Source organism: Streptosporangium longisporum, assembly GCF_039534895.1.
Taxonomy (GTDB): Bacteria; Actinomycetota; Actinomycetes; order Streptosporangiales; family Streptosporangiaceae; genus Streptosporangium; species Streptosporangium longisporum.
This window is the reverse complement of the sequence record NZ_BAAAWD010000006.1, coordinates 1,567,979-1,587,367: the sequence shown is the minus strand read 5'-3', so window position 1 is coordinate 1,587,367 and position 19,389 is coordinate 1,567,979. Positions and strand designations below refer to the sequence as shown.

The 19,389-nt window shown below is 69.8% G+C and carries 18 protein-coding genes; 9 read left to right on the top strand and 9 right to left on the bottom strand.

Annotated features, from left to right (window positions below; all coding sequences use genetic code 11):
* Window positions 1–89: 89 nt before the first annotated feature.
* From ABD832_RS11415 to trxA, 5 genes are all read left to right on the top strand, one after another.
* Window positions 90–1,619, top strand: coding sequence for a protein kinase family protein (locus ABD832_RS11415; protein WP_344892432.1), 1,530 nt, complete (start codon window positions 90–92; stop codon window positions 1,617–1,619).
* Window positions 1,620–1,730: 111 nt separating this feature from the next.
* The gene (sigM, locus tag ABD832_RS11410; protein WP_344892429.1) at window positions 1,731–2,378 is read left to right on the top strand and encodes an RNA polymerase sigma factor SigM; all 648 of its coding nucleotides are present in this window, start codon (window positions 1,731–1,733) and stop codon (window positions 2,376–2,378) included.
* Window positions 2,368–3,261: a zf-HC2 domain-containing protein gene (locus tag ABD832_RS11405; protein ID WP_344892426.1), complete on the top strand. Its 894-nt coding sequence runs from the start codon at window positions 2,368–2,370 to the stop codon at window positions 3,259–3,261. Before sigM ends, ABD832_RS11405 begins: the two co-directional genes overlap by 11 nt.
* 292 nt (window positions 3,262–3,553) lie before the next feature.
* Window positions 3,554–4,489, top strand: a complete 936-nt coding sequence (trxB, locus tag ABD832_RS11400; RefSeq protein ID WP_344893450.1) for a thioredoxin-disulfide reductase — start codon at window positions 3,554–3,556, stop codon at window positions 4,487–4,489.
* 86 nt (window positions 4,490–4,575) lie between these two features.
* Window positions 4,576–4,899, top strand: coding sequence for a thioredoxin (gene trxA / locus ABD832_RS11395; RefSeq protein WP_344892423.1), 324 nt, complete (start codon window positions 4,576–4,578; stop codon window positions 4,897–4,899).
* 238 nt (window positions 4,900–5,137) lie between these two features.
* Here the strand turns inward: trxA and ABD832_RS11390 are convergent, their stop codons facing one another.
* On the bottom strand, window positions 5,138–5,758 hold the full coding sequence (locus ABD832_RS11390; protein WP_344892420.1) for a GNAT family N-acetyltransferase: 621 nt from the start codon (window positions 5,756–5,758) through the stop codon (window positions 5,138–5,140).
* Window positions 5,759–6,056: 298 nt separating this feature from the next.
* Here ABD832_RS11390 and ABD832_RS11385 point away from each other — a divergent pair, with 298 nt between their 5' ends.
* From ABD832_RS11385 to ABD832_RS11375, 3 genes are all read left to right on the top strand, one after another.
* Window positions 6,057–7,289 carry an aminotransferase-like domain-containing protein gene (locus ABD832_RS11385; protein WP_344893443.1) on the top strand — a complete coding sequence of 411 codons (1,233 nt, stop codon included), beginning with the start codon at window positions 6,057–6,059 and terminating at the stop codon, window positions 7,287–7,289.
* A 487-nt stretch (window positions 7,290–7,776) separates the two neighbouring features.
* Window positions 7,777–8,730 (top strand): D-alanine--D-alanine ligase family protein, encoded by a 954-nt coding sequence (locus ABD832_RS11380; protein WP_344892417.1) that lies wholly within the window; start codon window positions 7,777–7,779, stop codon window positions 8,728–8,730.
* Between the two features lie 328 nt (window positions 8,731–9,058).
* Window positions 9,059–10,117: a threonine aldolase family protein gene (locus ABD832_RS11375; RefSeq protein WP_344892414.1), complete on the top strand. Its 1,059-nt coding sequence runs from the start codon at window positions 9,059–9,061 to the stop codon at window positions 10,115–10,117.
* 994 nt (window positions 10,118–11,111) lie between these two features.
* On the opposite strand, the gene ABD832_RS11370 is transcribed toward ABD832_RS11375, so the two are convergent.
* The 8 genes from ABD832_RS11370 to rpmH all read right to left on the bottom strand — a co-directional run bounded on the left by ABD832_RS11370 (window position 11,112) and on the right by rpmH (window position 16,623).
* A complete protein-coding gene (locus ABD832_RS11370) occupies window positions 11,112–12,086 on the bottom strand; it encodes a ParB/RepB/Spo0J family partition protein (RefSeq protein ID WP_344892411.1) in 975 nt (324 codons plus the stop codon).
* A gap of 71 nt (window positions 12,087–12,157) precedes the next feature.
* Window positions 12,158–13,024 (bottom strand): ParA family protein, encoded by an 867-nt coding sequence (locus ABD832_RS11365; RefSeq protein WP_413224234.1) that lies wholly within the window; start codon window positions 13,022–13,024, stop codon window positions 12,158–12,160.
* A gap of 238 nt (window positions 13,025–13,262) precedes the next feature.
* A complete protein-coding gene (gene rsmG, locus ABD832_RS11360; RefSeq protein ID WP_344892408.1) occupies window positions 13,263–13,973 on the bottom strand; it encodes a 16S rRNA (guanine(527)-N(7))-methyltransferase RsmG in 711 nt (236 codons plus the stop codon).
* A 259-nt stretch (window positions 13,974–14,232) separates the two neighbouring features.
* Window positions 14,233–14,736 carry a Jag family protein gene (locus tag ABD832_RS11355; protein ID WP_344892405.1) on the bottom strand — a complete coding sequence of 168 codons (504 nt, stop codon included), beginning with the start codon at window positions 14,734–14,736 and terminating at the stop codon, window positions 14,233–14,235.
* Between the two features lie 35 nt (window positions 14,737–14,771).
* Window positions 14,772–15,719, bottom strand: a complete 948-nt coding sequence (gene yidC / locus ABD832_RS11350) for a membrane protein insertase YidC (RefSeq protein ID WP_344892402.1) — start codon at window positions 15,717–15,719, stop codon at window positions 14,772–14,774.
* A gap of 4 nt (window positions 15,720–15,723) precedes the next feature.
* Entirely contained in the window at window positions 15,724–16,005 is a 282-nt protein-coding gene (gene yidD / locus ABD832_RS11345; protein ID WP_425582575.1) for a membrane protein insertion efficiency factor YidD, read from the bottom strand.
* Window positions 16,002–16,376 carry a ribonuclease P protein component gene (gene rnpA / locus ABD832_RS11340; protein WP_344892399.1) on the bottom strand — a complete coding sequence of 125 codons (375 nt, stop codon included), beginning with the start codon at window positions 16,374–16,376 and terminating at the stop codon, window positions 16,002–16,004. Before rnpA ends, yidD begins: the two co-directional genes overlap by 4 nt.
* 109 nt (window positions 16,377–16,485) lie before the next feature.
* Window positions 16,486–16,623, bottom strand: a complete 138-nt coding sequence (gene rpmH / locus ABD832_RS11335; RefSeq protein ID WP_184543430.1) for a 50S ribosomal protein L34 — start codon at window positions 16,621–16,623, stop codon at window positions 16,486–16,488.
* 76 nt (window positions 16,624–16,699) lie between these two features.
* Here rpmH and dnaA point away from each other — a divergent pair, with 76 nt between their 5' ends.
* Window positions 16,700–18,943: a chromosomal replication initiator protein DnaA gene (gene dnaA, locus ABD832_RS11330; protein ID WP_413224233.1), complete on the top strand. Its 2,244-nt coding sequence runs from the start codon at window positions 16,700–16,702 to the stop codon at window positions 18,941–18,943.
* The last annotated feature ends 446 nt before the right edge of the window (window positions 18,944–19,389 follow it).

Sequence of the window (19,389 nt, the reverse complement as noted above, 5' to 3'; positions counted from 1 at the left end):
GGCGTGGGCGGATCCACCCAGCATCGCGTGATGTGTCGTGACGTGCCGACCTGGCGTGGTGCCGTCGTGCTCTCGGATGCGGGGCAGGTATGAGCTCACCCACGGTCGAGCCCGGCACCAAGCTCGCCGACCGTTTCCGCCTTGAGGACCGCGTCCACGAGGCGGGCGGGGCCACGCTGTGGAAGGCCATCGACGAGGTGCTCGCCCGGCCCGTCGCCGTGCACACCTTCGACGCCGACTTCCCCCGCCTGAACGAGGTCGTCACGGCGGCCCGGGTGGCCAGCCGGCTGACCGACCCCCGCCTGACCCAGGTCTTCGACGCGACCGAGGACGACGGCCACTCCTACGTGGTCAGCGAGTGGGTGAGCGGCGAGACCTTCGGCGACATGATCGCCGGTGGCCCGCTCGACCCGGAGCGGGCCGCCGCGATGGTCGCCGAGGCCGCCGAGGCCATGGCCCACGCGCACGAGGCGAACCTCGCCCACCTGTGCCTGACCCCCGAGCAGCTGGTGTGGACGGCGGGCGGCACGGTCAAGCTGCTCGGCCTCGGGGTGGACGCGGTCCTGAACGACGTGACCAGCGACGACCCGGCCCGCTCCGACACCGAGGGCCTGGGCCGGCTGCTGTACGCCGGGCTCACCGGCCACTGGCCCGGGGACGAGCGCGACGGCGGCGGGCTTCCCGTGGCGCCCATGGGCGACGGGCACTTCTGCACGCCCCGCCAGGTCACCGCGGGCGTTCCCGGCTACCTCGACGCCATCGTCTGCCGGGCGATCCTGCCGGAGACCCGGCGCTCGCTGGAACCGCTGACCACACCGGCCGACTTCGCCGAGGCCCTGGCCTCGGTGGCCCGGCCCAGCCCGATGCCGATGCCGGCCCCGATGCCCATGACCCCGCTGCCGGTGGCGGCCTCCCGCTCCGAGGGCGTCGAGACCGAGGCGCCCCACCGCCACGCGCCGCCCCCGCAGCACCAGCACCGGCCGCAGCACCACCAGGGCTCCCGCCCCGCCGCCGGTGGCGGGATGCTCAACAAGGTCGCCATGACCGTGGTCGTGCTGCTGGTGATGGTGGCCGTCGGGCTGGGCGCCTGGACGCTGGGCCGCAGCATCGGCAACGCGGGCACCCCGTCCCCCGGTGAGCGCAGCACCACGCCCACGCCGACCGCGGCCGCCGCCACCCGGGAGGTGGAGCCCTCCTCGGTCATCGGCTTCGACCCGCTGGGCGACCGGGAGGAGGGCAGCAGGTGGGCCTCGGGCGCGACCGACGGCAAGGAGTCCACCGACTGGCACTCCGAGACCTACGACTCCGCCGACTTCGGGCGGCTCAAGAAGGGCGTCGGCCTGCTGCTGGACCTGGGGAGGAGCGTCCCGGTCAAGCAGGTCTCGGTCGACTTCGGCGACACCTCGGGCGGCGCCGCGGAGCTGCGGATCGGCGACTCGGCCGAGCTGGGCTCCATGAGCGTGGTCGAGAAGTTCAGCGGGCTCTCGGGCAAGAAGACGTTCACCGCCCCGGCCCCGAAGAAGGGCCGCTACGTGCTCGTCTGGTTCACCGAGATGCCCTCGTCCGCCGAGGGGTACCGCGGCCAGGTGGTGGAGGCGAAGGTTCTCGCGACCAAGTGACATCAGCTGATTCGATCTGTTTTAACCGTCTTCTTGCAGATCTTCGATGAATCCATGGCACCATCTATCCCGTAGTGGTGTTCTCCCCGGATCGGCAGCAGGACTCTCCTTGTGAATTCCCCACCAGACACCCCGCCGGCGGCGGATGAGCAGACGGCCAAGGCCCCCGTGCCCGACGCCGAGCTGCTCACCCGGCACATCGCCGGGGATCCGCACGCCTTCAGCGAGATCGTCAAGCGACATCGGGACCGCATGTGGGCCGTCGCCCTGCGCACGCTGGGCGACCCCGACGAAGCGGCCGATGCCGTTCAGGACGCCTTCGTCTCGGCCTACCGGAAGGCCGGGACCTTCCGCGGCGAGGCGGCGGTGACCACGTGGCTGCACCGGATCGTGGTCAACGCCTGCCTGGACCGCATGCGCAGGAAATCGGTGCGCCCGGTGGCCGACGACGAGCTCGTCGAGGCCGCGGAGCGCGAGACACCCGTGCTCGACCAGACGTCCGAGCGCGAGGTGTCCATGGAGGTGTCGGCGGCCCTGAAGCTGCTGCCCTCCGACCAGCGCGCCGCGCTGGTGCTCGTGGACATGATGGGTTACTCGGTCGAAGACGCGGCCCAGGTCCTGGAGGTGCCGAGCGGCACGGTGAAGAGCCGATGCGCGCGCGGCCGGGCGAAGCTCGCCCCGATTCTTTCCCATTTGCGGAACCGATCGGACCTGACCCGCGTCTCATCCGCGAAGGGAGCAGAACTTCGTGACGGCTGATACGCACTACGACTTGGAGATCTTGGCCGAACTGGCCGAGGGGCTCCTCGACGACACCACGGCCATGCGGGTACGCGAGCATCTCGCGATCTGCGATCCGTGTGGCGAAAGCCTGGCCGACCTGGCGGCGGTCCGCGAGATGCTCGCGGCGACGCCCACACCGGCGATGCCGATGGGAGTCGCGCTGAGGATCGACCGCGCGCTGGCCGCCGAGGCAGAGAGCTTCCGTGGAGGTGGAGTAGGGCTGGTGGAAGCACCGGCCTGGGACGACATCATGCGCGACGCGCCGTGGGAGACGACGACCTCGTCCGAACCGGCGCCCTGGGAGAGCGTTCCCGCCGCGCAGGAGGCGGCACCCGAGCCCGTGCGGCTGGGAGTCGTCGGCGACGACGGCACCGTGACCCCCGTGGTCCCGGCCAGGCGGCGCGCGAGCCGGCCACGCCGGTGGGCGATGCCCGCGGTGGCGGCGGGCGCCGCGGCCGCGGTGATCGGCGCGACCGCGCTGGCGACCGGGACGCTCACCGCGTCCTACCCCACCGGACCTGCGGTGCCCCCGCCCGTCACGGCGGACAGGGGCGGGTACACGCTGACCGAGAGCAACTACAACTACACCGACGCCGAACTGCGGGGTTCGCTGCTCGACTACATCGGCCCGGCGACCATCCTCGGGACCGGGGGCAAGTCCGGGATCGACAGGTGCGTCAAGCAGGTCTCCGCCAAGGTCGGCACGTCGCCCTTCGCCGTGGACCAGGCCCTCTACAACGGCCAGGAGGCCAACATCCTGCTGTTCTGGAAGGACAAGGCCAGGAACAGGGTGAGCGTCCACGTGGTGGGCCCGCAGTGCGACGTGGTGAGGAAGCCCGGTCTCGCCCGCTGGAAGTGACCGGCGCCACAGCGGCCCGGCTCCGGTCTGACACCGGCCCGCAGGGGCGTACGAGGTGGCGCGAGGTCCCCGGCGGCGGATGATCCGTCGCCCGGGCCGAGGGTTCACGCGGGGCCCGGTACGGATTCGATCCGTACCGGGCCCCGCCGGTTTTCACCGACCGGCCCGTCCGCGCACCGGGCGGGAATCACCGGCTTTTCACCGACCGGCCCGTCCGGCGCACCGGGCGGGAATCACCGGCGCCTAGGATCTGTTGACGCCGGTGGCAACGACACAGGGAGAGGCGCGAGCACTGATGGACGTCCGGAATGTGATCATCATCGGATCGGGTCCCGCCGGCTACACGGCGGCGGTGTACTCCGCGCGTGCCGAGCTGAAGCCCCTGGTCTTCGAGGGGTCGGTCACCGCGGGCGGCGCCCTGATGAACACCACCGAGGTGGAGAACTTCCCCGGCTTCCCCGACGGCATCATGGGGCCCGACCTGATGGACGGGCTGCGCAAGCAGGCCGACCGGTTCGGCGCCGAGCTGATCGCCGACGACGTCGTCGAGGTCGACCTGACCGCCGACCCCAAGGTCGTCAAGACCGCCACCGACACCTACCTCGCCAGGTCCGTCATCCTGGCCACCGGCTCCGGCTACCGGGAGCTGGGGGTGCCGAACGAGAAGCGGCTGTCCGGCCACGGCGTCTCCTGGTGCGCCACCTGTGACGGCTTCTTCTTCCGCGGCCAGGACATCGTGGTCGTGGGCGGCGGCGACACCGCCATGGAGGAGGCCATCTTCCTCACCCGCTTCGCCTCCTCGGTCACCGTCGTGCACCGTCGTGACGAGCTGCGCGCCAGCAAGATCATGCAGGACCGCGCGTTCGCGAACGAGAAGATCCACTTCCTCTGGGACAGCGAGGTGGTGGACGTGCTGGGCGAGAACAAGGTGAGCGGGGTGCGGGTGCGCAACCTCAAGACCGGCGCGGAGACCGACCTGGCCGCCACCGGCCTGTTCATCGCGATCGGCCACGACCCCCGCAACGAGCTCTTCAAGGGCCAGGTGGAGCTGGACGACGAGGGCTACGTCAAGGTCGAGGCCCCCACGACCCGTACCAACCTGGACGGCGTCTTCGCCGCGGGCGACGTCGTCGACCACATCTACCGTCAGGCGATCACCGCCGCGGGCACCGGCTGTGCCGCGTCGCTCGACTCCGAGCGCTGGCTGGCCGAGCACGGTCACGCCTGACACGGGTCCGCGGCACCGGCCGGTCCGCCGGCCCCACGTGGTAACAGGTAGCACAGCAGTACCGGGAGCAAGGGAGAGCAGGAGCCTTGGGCAGCATCAAGAACGTGACCGACGCCAGCTTCGACGCCGACGTCCTCAAGAGCGACAAGCCCGTCATCGTCGACTTCTGGGCCGAGTGGTGCGGCCCGTGCCGGCAGGTCGCACCGATCCTCGAGGAGATCGCCGGGGAGCAGGCCGAGAAGCTGACCGTCGTCAAGTTGAACGTCGACGAGAACCCGACAACGGCCAGCAATTACGGCGTACTCCAGATTCCCACCCTGAACGTCTATAAGAACGGAGAGGTTGTGAAGCAGATCATCGGCGCCAAGCCGAAGGCCATGCTGCTTCGCGAGCTCGAGGGCATCATCTAGGCCCCCTGCGGCAGGCGGCTCCCCACGGCCACCGCCGTATCACCCGCTTCCGAGCGGCACACCCACCCACGGAAAGCCCCCCGTCCCACGCGGGGGGCTTTCCCATGTCCGGGACTCCTCGTGGCCCGTCCCGACGGACACGGCACCCGAGCCCCTCGCAGAAGCCCGGACGCCGTCGCGGATCAAGGCAACGCCCTTCAGTACCCAAGCCGGGGCCCAGAAGGGGCCCAGAGGGCTCTCAGACGGGTCGCAGGGCCCTCTCCGGGCTCATGGACCCGAGCAGCCTCTCCAGTGCCACCTCGACGTCCTCACGCCACGAGATCGCGTTCTTGAGCTCCAGCCGCAGGCGCGGGAAGCGCAGATGCGGCCGTACCGTCTTGAACCCCACGGACAGCAGGTAGTCGGCGGGCATCAGGCACGCGCCCGGCTGCTCCCACTTCAGGTCGCCGAACGCCTCGATCGCCCGTACGCCGCGCCGGGTCAGGTCCTTGGCCACGCCCTGGACCAGCATCCGGCCCAGGCCGCCGCCGGAGAACTCCGGGATGATGTGCGCGGTCATCAGCAGCACCGCGTCCGCGCTGACCGGCGAGGTCGGGAAGGCCACCGCGCGGGGCACGTAGTGCGGCGGCGCGTACAGCACGAAGCCGGCCGCCACCCCGTCCACGTAGACGATCTTCCCGCAGCTTCCCCACTCCAGCAGGGTGGAGGAGATCCAGGCCTCCTTCTCCAGCCCGGGGTCTCCCGCCTTCACGGCGCGTTCGGCGTTGACCGGATCCAGTTCCCAGAAGACGCACCGGCGGCAGCGGCGCGGCAGGTCGTCGAGATTGTCGAGGGTGACGTTTGCCAGCCGACGCGACACCTGTTGGCCCCAATCCTGGCGAGACGAGTGCAAGCCATGGCGAAAAACGCGCGAAAACGGCGTCCTCAGCTGGCATCGTAGCCCAGTGCGGGTCCTGGTTTCAGGAGGTCCAGTCCCCACACGCAGACGACTACAACCCCTGACGTAACCTGGTTTCTCAAGCATGAGCCCTTTTGTGCTCCAACAACCTAGGAGGTGGACCGTGCCCCAGAACAAAGATCACGGTCAGGCCATCGCCCCCGCCCAGGGGTCGCGCATCGACTCCTACGTCGACCGCTACGCGGCCCGCGCAACCGGGATGGTCGCCTCCGAGATCCGAGCTCTCTTCTCCGTCGCGTCCAGGCCCGAGGTGGTCTCGCTCGCCGGCGGAATGCCCTACGTCACCGCCCTCCCCCTGGACGTCGTGGGGGAGCTGGTCGCCGACCTGATCGCCCGGCGCGGCACGGTCGCGCTGCAGTACGGCTCCGGCCAGGGCGACCCGCACCTGCGCGAGCAGATCTGCGACGTCATGCGGATGGAGGGCATCGAGGCCAACTCCGACGACGTCGTGGTGACCGTCGGCTCCCAGCAGGCCCTGGATCTGATCACGCGCATCTTCATCGACCCGGGTGACGTGGTCCTCGCCGAGGGGCCCTCCTACGTCGGGGCGCTCGGCACCTTCGCCGCCTACCAGGCCAAGGTCATCCACATCGCCATGGACAGCGAGGGGATCGTCCCCGAGTCGCTGGCCCAGACCGTCTACGCGCTGAAGAGCGCCGGCAACCGGATCAAGTTCCTCTACACGATCCCCACCTTCCAGAACCCCGCCGGGGTCACCCTCAGCGCCGAGCGCCGGCAGCAGGTCCTGGAGATCTGCCAGCGGGCCGACGTGCTGATCGTCGAGGACAACCCGTACGGCATGCTCGGCTTCGACGGCGAGCCCATGCGGACGCTGCGCGCCGACAACGCCGACGGCGTGGTCTACCTCGGCTCGTTCTCCAAGACGCTGGCCCCGGGCTTCCGGGTCGGCTGGGCGCTCGCCCCGCACGCCATCCGGGAGAAGCTGGTGCTGGCGATGGAGTCCGCGGTGCTGTCGCACTCGTCCTTCACCCAGCTCGCCGTCGGCCAGTACCTGGCCACGCAGCCCTGGCGCGAGCAGATCAAGACGTTCAGGGAGCTGTACCGCGAGCGACGCGACACCATGCTCTCCTCGCTGGAGGCCCAGATGCCCGCGGGCGTCACCTGGACCCGTCCGGCGGGCGGGTTCTTCGTCTGGGCGACCCTGCCGGAGGGGCTGGACTCCAAGGCCCTCCTGCCCCGGGCCGTCGCCGAGCGGGTGGCCTTCGTACCGGGGACCGGGTTCTTCTCCGACGGCAGCGGGGCGCGGCACATGCGGCTCTCCTACTGCTACCCGGAGCCGGACCGCATCCGCGAGGGAGTCCGCCGCCTGGCCGGGGTGATCGAGCAGGAGCTCCGCCTGCGCGACACGTTCGGCACCGGGTCGTCCCCGGAGCGGGCCGGGGTCGACACCCCGGCACCCGACATCGCCTGATCCCGGCCAGTCGCCCCGGGTGATCCGCTCACCCGGGGTCGTGCCCTCCCGTCACCGGCCCTCGTGGCCGTGCCGGCGCGGATGATCCCGTCCGCCGCCATGCGCGGGGCGGCGGACGGCGGCGCCGGACCAGGAAGGCCCGGCTCTCCCGTGCTCTCCCGTCCGTTCCTGTCCGTCTCCCATGCGCTCTCGTGCGCTCTCGGGAGTAGGCGGCGTGTCCTCGCACCGGTGTGCCGGCGGGCCTCGTAGGAGACGCTCCGCCCCTGTGGGGCACCGGCGTCACGGGTCCTGCCCGCCGGTGCCGTACGGTGACCTTCTGCGCCGGTGCGCGGTGGTCCCCCTCGCCGCCGGCCCGGTGACGAGGGGGACCACCGTTCACACCTGACGGTCCGGTCGTCGTCGTCGCCGGAGACGTCACCGATCCGTGCGGCACCGCGCCGCGTTTCTCCCCGGCCCGAGGCCGGGGTCTGGACGCTGGAGGTAACTGATGAGTGATCTGGGCCACGTGCTCGTCCTGGCGGGCGGCCTCTCCTACGAGCGGGAGGTCTCGCTGCGCTCCGGCCGCCGGGTGAGCGAGGTGCTCCGGGGGGCGGGCATCTCCGTGGAGACCCGGGACACGGACGCGTCGCTGGTGCCCGCCGTGCTCGCCGACCCGCCGGACGCGGTCTTCGTGACCCTGCACGGCGGCGCGGGGGAGGACGGCGCCATCCGCTCGGTGCTGGAACTCCTCTCCATCCCGTACGTGGGCGCCGGTCCCGACGCCTGCCGGGTCGCCTACGACAAGCCCACCGCCAAGACGGTCGTACGCTCCGTCGGGCTGCGGACCCCGGCGTCGGTGACGCTGCCCAAGGAGACCTTCCACGACCTCGGCGCCTCCGCCGTGCTGGCCCGCATCGTGGACCGGCTCGGTCTGCCGCTCTTCGTCAAGCCGTCCCGCGGCGGGTCGGCGCTCGGCGCCTCGGTCGTCCGTTCCGCCGAGGAGCTTCCCGCGGCCATGGTCGGGTGCTTCGCCTACGGCGACACCGCGCTGATCGAGCGCTGCATCGAGGGCGTGGAGGTCGCCGTCTCCGTGGTCGACCTCGGGGACGGGCCCGTGGCCCTGCCTCCGGTGGAGATCGTCCCCAACGAGGGGGTGTACGACTACGCGGCCCGCTACACCGCCGGGCACACCGAGTTCTTCGCTCCGGCCCGCCTCTCGCCCGAGGCGTCGGCTGCCTGCGCGGAGATGGCCGTGACCGCGCACACCGCCCTCGGTCTCCGGGACGTCTCCCGCACCGACCTGATCGTCGACGCCGACGGGCTGCCGCACTTCCTGGAGGTCAACGTCGCCCCCGGTATGACCGAGACCTCCCTGCTGCCCATGGCGGCCGAGGCGGCCGGGGACGATCTGGGGACCCTGTGCAGGGTCCTGCTGGAGCAGGCCGCGGCCCGCGGCGCCTGATTCCCTACCCGTTCTCCCCCGGCCGGTCACCGATGACCCTGCCCTGTGGAAGCGGCCGGTCGTGTCACGTGAAACCGGCCGTTCATGTTGCATAGAACCGGCTCGTTCGTGTCGCGTGGAACCGGCTCGTTCGTGTCGCGTGGAACCGGCCCGGGTTCCGGCCGGGCCGGGTCCGATCGGTCCGGGTTCTGGTCGGTCCGGGCCTTGCCGACGCCCTGACGGAGAGGGCGGCGGCCGGGGGCGGAAAGCAGGCCTCTGGTCACGGCGCAGGGGGGTGATATCGGGACGCGCGGGGCATGGCGATCCGGTCTCCCCCTACGCTGGCCGTGTGCAGACCTCCACCTCATTCCCCAAGAGCTTCGCCAGCGACAACCACACGGGCGTGCACCCCGCGGTTCTCTCCGCCATCGTCGACGCGAACGCCGGGGACGCTCCCGCGTACGGCGGGGACCCCTGGACCGCCGCGATGGAAGAGACCTTCCGCGGCGCGTTCGGCCCTCAGGCGACCACCTACCCGATGTTCAACGGCACCGGCGCCAACGTCGTGGGCCTCGGGCTCGCCCTCCGCCCGTACGACGCGGTGCTCTGCCCCGCCACCGCCCACATCAACACCAACGAGGGCGGCGCCCCTGAGCGCGTGCTGGGCTGCAAGCTGATCCCCATCCCCACGGCGGACGGCAAGATCTCCCCCGATGACCTCCGGGGCGAGCTGGCGGCGGTGGGCAACACCCAGCACTCCCAGCCCCGCGTCATCTCCATCTCGCAAGTGACCGAGTGCGGCACCTGCTACACAGCGGCGGAGATCGAGCGGCTCGCCGGGTTCGCGCACGAGCACGGCCTCTTCCTGCACATGGACGGCGCCAGGCTGGCCAATGCCGCGGCCGAGCTCGGCTGCTCGCTCCGCTCCCTCACCACGGACGTGGGCGTGGACCTCCTCAGCTTCGGGGGGACCAAGAACGGCGCCATGGGCGCCGAGGCGCTCGTGATCCTCCGGCCGGAGCTGGACGCCTCGGCGCCGTTCCTCCGCAAGCAGGGCATGCAGCTCGCCTCCAAGATGCGCTTCGTCTCCGTCCAGCTGACCGCGCTCCTCACCGACGAGCTCTGGCGCGACAACGCCGCTCACGCCAACGCCATGGCCCACCGGCTGGCCGAGGGGATCGCGGATCTTCCCGGCGTCTCGCTCCGCTACCCCGTGCAGTCCAACGCCGTCTTCCCGATCCTTCCGGAGAAGGTCATCGCGGAGCTGATGCAGCGCTACCTCTTCCACGTCTGGGACGCCACCGAGAACGTGGTCCGCTGGGTGACCGCCTTCGACACCACCCCCGAGCACATCGACACCTTCGTCGCCGACATCAGGCTCGCCGTCCAGGGAGCCGCTCGTTCGTGAGCCGTCAGGGCTCCCGGGGTTCCGGGTCTTCATGCGATCCCCGGCTCTTCACGGAAGATATGAGGATCTTCACGAGGTCCCGGCTCTTTGCGGAGTACCGGGTCTTCGAGGTCGAAGAACCGGGCCGTGAAAGACTGCGGATCCCCGAGTCGTCGCTGTTTCACGTGAAACATGGTCCGCCACCGTGCGGACCATGTTCGTTTCCGGAGGGGAGACGCACCCAGCCGTCCCACGCCTGAAGGGCTGTTTCCGCTCCAGCGGGCACGCCCTCCGTCCGGCTGATCCTCAGGAAGGCCCGGTTTCTCCGTCCGAGGAGAACGAAGGCGATGTCCCCCACGCCTCCCGCCTCTCCTCCGAGCGGCAGGAGAACGGCACCCTTTCCCCGCTGGGTCCCGAGGCGAGCCCTTCTATGGAGTGGAGCTCAAGGGAGACCGACGAGAGATCCGGGTCGGGACCGAGGAGAGATCCAGGTCGGCCCGACCTACCGGCTTCACGCCTGTCGCCCGTCCCCTTAGGAAGGCACCCTTCCCGTCGATCGATCTCGCATCACGCCTCCATCCGGCCATGTTTCACGTGAAACATGGCCGTCCAACCGCGCGGGCGGACCGGGTCCGGCCTCCCGGACAGAGGAAAGCGTCACTCGTCACATGCGGAGGCATCCACCGGACACGGAGACGGAAGGCTGGCCCCCTTCGGGGTGGAGTGACAGGCCGATCAAAGAGTCGGCGTCTCTGGCCGCTGTGAGCGCGCTACGGATGGCGCTCCAGAAGAAGACCGAATCCCCAGTCGACCTGTCGTTGTTTCACGTGAAACAACGACGGGCAGCCGACGGGAAAGGACAGCCGGGAGATGGTCCACCCCAGGGACGAGAGTCCCAGCCAGAACCCGATGCGACCGTTCCGGCCAGGACTCGCCTCCCGCCGACCGGACAGTCGGCCAAGGCCCCCTCAGGCCGGAGTCCGGCCCGTCGGTCGGGCCGGACCACGAGCGGGGGTCACCCCTCCGTCGGCTGCAGCGACCCCGGGGCCATCGTGCCGATGATGCGCTCCAGATCGTCGATGGTCGCGAACTCCACCACGATGCGTCCCTTGCGTCGGCCGAAGTCGACCTTCACCCGGGTCTCGAAGCGGTCGGAGAGGCGGTCGGCCAGGTGCCGCAGGGCAGGCTCCTCTGCGGGCTTCGCCCGGGGCGCACGCGGGGCCGGTGCCGACGCGGCCTTGGCGTCGCCGACCGCGACGATCTCCTCGACCGCGCGGACCGAGAGCAGCTCCGCCACGATCCGGCGGGCGAGGTGCTCCTGGGCGGCGGGATCCTCCAGCCGGAGCAGGGCCCTCGCGTGCCCGGCGCTGATCGTTCCCGCCGCGACGCTGCGCTGTACCGTGGCCGGCAGGTTCAGCAGGCGGATCGTGTTGGTCACGTGCGAGCGGGAACGGCCGATACGGGTGGCGAGCTGCTCGTGGGTCGCGCCGAAGTCGTCGAGCAGCTGACGGTACGCCGCCGCCTCCTCCAGCGCGTTGAGCTGCTCGCGCTGGAGGTTCTCGATCAGGGCGTCGAGCAGGAGCTTGTCCTCCTGGGTGCTGCGGACGATCGCGGGGATCTCCGACAGCCCGGCGAGCTTGGAGGCGCGCCAGCGGCGCTCGCCCATGACCAGCTCGTACTTTCCGTCCCCGGTCGCGCGCACCACGATCGGCTGCAGCAGGCCGACCTCGCCGATCGAGGTGGCCAGTTCCCTCAGGGCGTCCTCGTCGAAGACGTCCCGGGGCTGGCGGGGGTTGGGGACGATGTCCCCGACCGGGATCTCCATGAAGTAGGCGCCCATCACCGCCCGGGGGCCGGGCTGCTCCGGCACCACCGGCTCGGGGGCGGGCAGCGTCACGGTCATCGACGCCGGCGTCTCCGTGACGACGGCGGGACCCGTCGGGATGAGCGCCCCCAGTCCCCTGCCCAGCCCTCTCGGTTGCTTACTCACGGCCCCTCCCGCGGCTCAAGGTGTCACCCAGACTGACATGTCCGCGGCCACGACCGCGATGCTCCCGGTGCTCATACGGTCACGGCACGGTAAGCGATCTCTCGTGCGGCGTCCATGTAGGCCATCGCACCGCTGGAACCGGGATCGTACGTCATCACGGACTGCCCGTAGCTCGGGGCCTCGGAGACCCGTACGCTCCGGGGGATCAGCGTGCTCAGCACGGTGGCGCCGAAGTGGGAACGGACCTCCTCGGCCACCTGGGAGGCCAGGCGGGTACGCCCGTCGTACATGGTCATCAGGATGGTGGAGAGGTCGAGCGTCGGGTTCAGGTGGGCCCGTACCAGATCGACGTTCCGCAGGAGCTGGCCGAGCCCCTCCAGGGCGTAGTACTCGCACTGGATGGGGATCAGCAACTCGTTCGCGGCCATCAGCGCGTTGACGGTCAGCAGGCCGAGTGACGGCGGGCAGTCGATGAGGATGTAGTCGAATGTGACGGCGTCGTACGCGGCCAGCGCGCGCTGCAGGCGGGCCTCGCGGGCCACCATGGAGACCAGCTCGATCTCGGCACCGGCCAGGTCGATCGTGGCGGGAGCGCAGTACAGGCCCGGCATGTCCGGGACCTCCTTCACCACCTCCGCGAGCGGCAGGTTCTCCACGAGGACCTTGTACATGTCCGGGACGTCACCCCGGTGCTCGACGGCCAGGGCCGTGGAGGCGTTGCCCTGCGGGTCGAGGTCGACCACGAGGACCCGCTGGCCGTGCATGGACAGGGCGGCGGCGAGGTTGACCGAGGTGGTGGTCTTGCCGACCCCGCCCTTCTGGTTGGCCACGGTGAAGATCCGCGTCTTGGCGGGCCGTGGCCAGTCCCCGTCCCGGACGCCCGCGGAGTCTCCGGGTGCGGCGGCGGTCTTCTGGGCCGATGTTTCACGTGAAACCACTGAACTGAGTGCCTCTCGTACCAGCGGCGAGTCGCCGGGGTTAAGGGGGGTCTGGGTCACGGTCGTCGTCCTTTCAACCGGCCTGACTGGGGCACCGGGAGCCGGTGCCGGCCAGCCGAGACCGGAAAGGCGTCCATGTGGAGGAGCCGGGGAGTGCTCCGGCCAGCCGAGACCGCCGGTCGCTCCGGCGATCGCACGTGTACGGTCGTTCACTGGCCTCGTACTCGCTTTGCTCGGTTCATCCACTGGCCTCGCGCTTGCCCCGCGAGGCGCGATCCTTCCGGCCAGAGGCCTTCCGCGCTCCCTGGGGAGCCCGACCGGCGACCACCCGGATGAGAGTTGCGGGCGGCTCGACCTTACCGTGCCCGACCGATGCGAGCTCGGCGGTTTGCACCCCGCTCGCCCGCAATTGCTCCTCGGCGTCCGCGAGTTCCTCGGTGGCACGCTCGCCCTTCATGGCCAGCAACTCGCCTCCCTCGCGCAACAGCGGTAACGACCATTTCAGCAGACGGCCGAGCGGCGCCACCGCGCGGGCCGAGGCGACGTCGAATTCGCGCTTCCCGGCGAACTCCTCGGCGCGGCCGCGCAGCACCTCGACGTTGCCGAGCTTCAGCGACATCATGCACTCCTCCAGGAAGACCGTCCGGCGTAGGAGCGGCTCCAGCAGGGTGACGGTGATGTCGGGCCGGACGATCGCCAGGACCAGGCCCGGCAGGCCGGCGCCCGAACCGATGTCGACCAGGCTCACGCCCGGCCGTACGACCTCGGCGACCACCGCGCAGTTGAGCAGGTGGCGATCCCACAGGCGTGGCACCTCCCGCGGGCCGAGCAGTCCGCGCACCACGCCGGGACCGGCCAGCAGCTTCGCGAACGCCTCCGCCTTGGCCCAGGCGTCACCGGTGAAGACCTCGCGCGCGACCTCGGGCGGCTCGGGGATGTGGTCACTCACTCGACGTTCACTCTTCCCTTGGAAATGTCGGGGTCAGGCCGGTCTCAAGGCTAACGGCCCGCCTCGGCGTCGTCGTACAAGCCGCGCGTACGAGTGCCCGTCCGGAAGCGTCCGGCCGGGACCCGAGCAGGGGGAGGACGACGGTCCGGGGAACGAAAAACCGCCGCCCCCGGAAGAACCGGGAACGGCGGCTCGTGGCTCACCGGCGCGGCCGTCACGGGGACGGTACCGTCACGCCGGGGCGACCGTTACGCAGCCGTCAGGCGGGCAGGACGACCACGAAACGGCGGGGCTCCTCGCCCTCGGACTCGCTCCGCAGGCCCGCCGCCGCGACGGCGTCGTGCACGATCTTCCGCTCGAACGGTGTCATCGGCTGCAGCGACTTGGGCTCGCCGTCCCGCTTGACGTCCGCCGCGATCTTGGTGCCGAGCTCGCTCAGCTCGCTCCGGCGCCGGTCGCGGTAGCCGCCGATGTCGAGCATGAGGCGCGACCGCTCGCCGGTCTGGCGGTGCACGGCCAGCCGGGTCAGCTCCTGGATGGCCTCCAGGATCTCCCCGTTGGGACCGACCAGGTCGCCGCCCTTGATGTCCACGACCGACACCACGGCGCGATCGCCTTCGACATCCATGTCGATATCACCATCTATGTCGGCGATGTCGAGCAGACCCTCGACGTAGTCCGCCGCGATCTCGCCTTCCTGCTCCAGGGCGGCGAGATCGGGAGCCGCCTTCGCGGGCTCCTTCTCGGCCTCGGCCTCGGTCACGTCCGGCCACTCCTTCGTGCTGTCGGGATGGGACGTCAGGACTTCTTGCTGCCGGTCCGCTTGCTGCGGGGCTGGCGGGTGGGCTGCTGGCGGATGACCTTCGCCTCCGGCACGGGCGGCGCCTCGGGCTCGGGGGCCGGCTTCTTGACCTTGCTCAGCAGTCCCGGCTTGGGCTCGGGGATCGTGACGTTGCCCTTGGCGTCGGTCACCGGGGAGGGGTTACGGCTGTAGAACCAGTGCTGCTGACCGAGGGTCCAGACGTTCGTCGTCACCCAGTACAGGATCAGGCCGAGGGGGAAGTTCAGCGAGAAGATCGCGAACAGCGGCGAGATGTACATCAGGATCTTCTGCTGCTGCGCCATCGGGTTGTCCGGCATCTGCGCGATCGAGCGGGTCACGCTCTGCCGGACGGTGAGGAAGGTGGTCAGCGAGCTGACCGCCACGAAGATCGCGAGCACGACCTTCGTGATGATCGGGTCGGCGCTCAGCTTGACGATGTCGGCCGAGCTCGTGAAGAACGTCGCGGGGATGGGGGCACCGAAGATGTGCGCGGCCCGCGCGTCGTTCACCAGTTCCTGCGTCATGCCGAACTTGACCTGCCCTGCGGCCATGGCCTGCAGCACGGTGAACATCGAGATGAAGATCGGGAACTGCGCCAGGATCGGCAGGCAGCCCCCCAGCGGGTTGGCGCCCTGCCCCTGGTAGAGCGCCATGACCTCCTGGTTCATCCGCTGCTTGTCGTTCTTGTAGCGCTTGCGGATCTCCTGGACCTTGGGCGCCAGCTCCTGCATCTTCTTCGAGGAGTTCATCTGCTTGAGGAAGAGCGGGAAGATCAACAGTCGCATCAGCACGGTGAGCGTGATGATGGTCAGCGCCCAGTTGAGCCCGTTGTCCTTCGGGATGAAGGTGCTGTAGCCCTGGTGAATCCAGGTGATTACTTGGGCGACGGCCGTGTACAGCCAGTTCAGCCAGGACAGCTCCACCGAGCTAGCTCCCTTGCGTTTCGTCGGACCGGCCCGGGCGTGGGGGCACCGGGTCAAAGCCTCCGGGATGGAATGGGTGGCAACGCCCGATTCTCCGGATCGTCAACCATGTGCCGCGAAGCGCGCCGTGAACGGCCACGGCCTCCAGGCCGTACGCGCTGCAGGAGGGGTGGAAGCGGCAGCGGGGACCCAGCAGAGGGCTCACGAAGGACCGGTAGAACCGGATCGGAGCCATCAGGATCCTGGCAGCCGGAGAAATTCCAGCGGTCTGCTGCGCCGTCATCATCGCCCATCCGTGCGAGCCCCGCGAGGCTCTAGCCGCCTGAGTAAACGATCCAGCGCGGCATCGAGTTCGGCGGCTAGGCGCTCGCTCCGCGCGGACGCGGCCGGTGGGTTGGCGCGTACAACCAGCAGGCTACCTCGCGGAAGCCGTTCGAGACGGTCTCGCATGAGGTGTCTCAGCCGACGTTTGACCCTGTTTCTGGTGACCGCATCCCCAACGGCACGGCTCACCACGAATCCGACCATGGGAGGGGCGTCGTCGCCGGAGCGCATGCCGAAATGCGCGACCAACGTGGGGCGGCCTGCTCGGCTCCCCTTCTTGATCGCGCCGGCGAACTCGTCGCCCCGGCGCATGCGGGACGCGGACGGCAACACCGAAGACCTGTGGATCCTGGGCGGTAGCGCCCGTCGCCCGCCGGCGGTGATGCCGGCGGGCGACGGGCGTACTGCCTCGCGCCCGGGCGGCCCGGGCGCGACGGACACGTCAGACGGTGATCTCGGCGCGGCCCTTACGGCGACGGGCGGCGAGGATGGCGCGGCCGGCGCGGGTGCGCATGCGGAGCCGGAAGCCGTGGGTCTTCGCACGACGGCGGTTGTTCGGCTGGAAAGTACGCTTGCTCACGAGTGGGCTCCAGGCTCAAGACGCATCCCCAGCACATGGGGACGCTCGACAGTGGCTGGCCTGCCGGGTGCGGGGCATGCGAAATAGCCGCCGCGTGGCAAGCCGACCGTCGTACGTTACGGGTCGGGCGCGTCCCAGGTCAAACCGGAGAGCTTCCGGGAACACGTGGAGAACAGGTTATCCACGTTTCCACAGGCACGTTATCCACCGGCGCCCCGCCGTCCACAGGATGTGCGCATCGTCCCACCCGTACTGCCCTAGGCTGTGGACAACGTCTTGTACACAGCTGTGGACGGGGCTACTGTCGTCCCTTCCAGACCTTCTCTCCACTGCAAGGATGCGTTGGACCGCAGGTACGAGACTGTGCACAACCTGTGGATTCGATGTGGATTTCCAGCGGCGCCCACCGGGGCTCCACGGGGCTCCACGGGGCCGCCGACGTGTGGACGACGCCGAGATCCGGTCCGCCCGGCGGCCATCGATGTGGATAAACGGATCGCGTGGGCCGGCGGGGCCGCGTCGGGAGGAGAGGAGCCGGACCATGGACGGAACGGACCTCAGCGCGGTCTGGGCGCGGGCGCTGGAGAACTCCCTCAACGAGAACGTCCCCTCCCAGCAGCGGGTCTGGCTCAACATGACCCGCCCCTTCGGCCTCATGAACGACACCGTGGTGCTCGCCGCGCCGACCGATTTCGCCAGGGATGTCCTGGAGAACAAGCTTCGTCCCCTGATCAGCCAGGCGCTCTCCCAGGAGTACGGCCGGCCGATGCGGGTGGCCGTCATGGTCGACCCCAGTGCGGCCGGTCCCGAGCCGGGCCTCGCCTCCCGCCAGGACCCTTATCCCCAGGCTCCGCAGCAGGGTTATCCCCAGGCCGGCGGGAACCAGCAGGGTTATGCACAGCCGCCGTCGCCCCAGCACCACGGGGGTTCCGGCCTCCAGCACCCCTATCCGGGGGGTGCCCCCGGTAATCCGTCGTCCACCGACTATCCACAGCACCAGCCGTTCTCCTACCCGTACCAGCAGCAGGGCGACGACTCCTCCGGGCCGTACCTGCCCGCGGACGCCTCCCCGCCCTCGCAGGGGGAGCAGCGGCCGGGCTACGCCCGCGGCGGTTACCCCCCGCAGCCGTCCCAGTCGCGGCCCGAGCCCGACTCCTTCGACCGGGGCGCGCCTGCCGCGGCGCCGCCCGGGGCGGGCGGCGTGGGCGGGGTCGGCGGGTCCGGCGGCGCGGGCACCGTGCAGAACAGGTGGGACGGCCGGGGGAGCCGCACGCAGGGGGAACCGGCCCGGCTGAACCCCAAGTACACCTTCGACACCTTCGTGATCGGCTCCAGCAACCGGTTCGCGCACGCCGCGGCGGTAGCGGTGGCCGAGGCGCCGGCCAAGGCGTACAACCCGTTGTTCATCTACGGCGACTCGGGGCTGGGCAAGACCCACCTGCTGCACGCGATCGGCCACTACGCCCAAAGCCTCTACGACGGCGCGCGGGTGCGGTACGTGAGCTCGGAGGAGTTCACCAACGACTTCATCAACTCCATCCGCGACCACAAGGCCGACAACTTCCGCGGCCGCTACCGGGCGGTGGACATCCTGCTGGTGGACGACATCCAGTTCCTGGAGGGCAAGGAGCAGACGCAGGAGGAGTTCTTCCACACCTTCAACACGCTGCACAACTCCAACAAGCAGATCGTCATCTCCAGCGACCGGGCGCCGAAACAGCTGGTCACCCTGGAGGACCGGCTGCGTAACCGGTTCGAGTGGGGTCTGATCACCGACGTCCAGCCGCCCGAGCTGGAGACCCGGATCGCGATCCTGCGCAAGAAGGCGATCCAGGAGGGCCTGGCCGCGCCGCCGGAGGTGCTGGAGTACATCGCCAGCCGCATCTCCACCAACATCCGCGAGCTGGAGGGCGCCCTGATCAGGGTGACCGCGTTCGCCAGCCTGAACCGCCAATCGGTGGACCTGCAGCTCACCGAGGTGGTGCTGAAGGACCTGATCACCGAGGACGCCGGGTCGGAGATCACGGTCGCCACGATCATGGCGTCCACCGCGGCCTACTTCGGATTGTCCATCGACGACCTGTGCGGCGGGTCGCGCTCGCGGGTGCTGGTGACCGCCCGCCAGATCGCGATGTACCTGTGCCGGGAGCTGACCGACATGTCGCTCCCGAAGATCGGCCAGCAGTTCGGCGGCCGGGACCACACCACGGTCATGCACGCCGACCGGAAGATCCGTTCCCTCATGGCCGAGCGACGCTCGATCTACAACCAGGTCAACGAACTCACCACGAGGATCAAGCAGCAGTCGCGTAATGGGTGAGATCGTCCCGGGCGTGATGCACAGCCTGTGGAAAACCTTGTGGATCAACGATCCGCGGGTGCGGGGGAGTCTCCGGGACCGTCAACCATGATCATCTGCGAAGACGCCAGTCCGAACCGCGTTCGGCACCTGTGGACGACTCTGGGGAGAACCTGGGGACAACCTGGGGACAACTCGTGGATAACCTGGGGACGCCCTGTGAAGAGAGTTGTCCACAGGGACAAAAGGGTCTCTTACCCGGTGGATAACCTGGGGAAACCTCGTGGACAACTTGGGGACGAAGACCCCCGGATCTGGGGACGGCCTGTGTGTACCGCGGGGTTCTCCCCAGGCCCAAGAGTTGTCCACAGTGACCACCCACAGCCCCGGTGGATGAAAAAACAGCACTTGACCTGCGGAAACAACGGCTTTCCACAGTATCCACACCCCCTATTACGATGGCCACT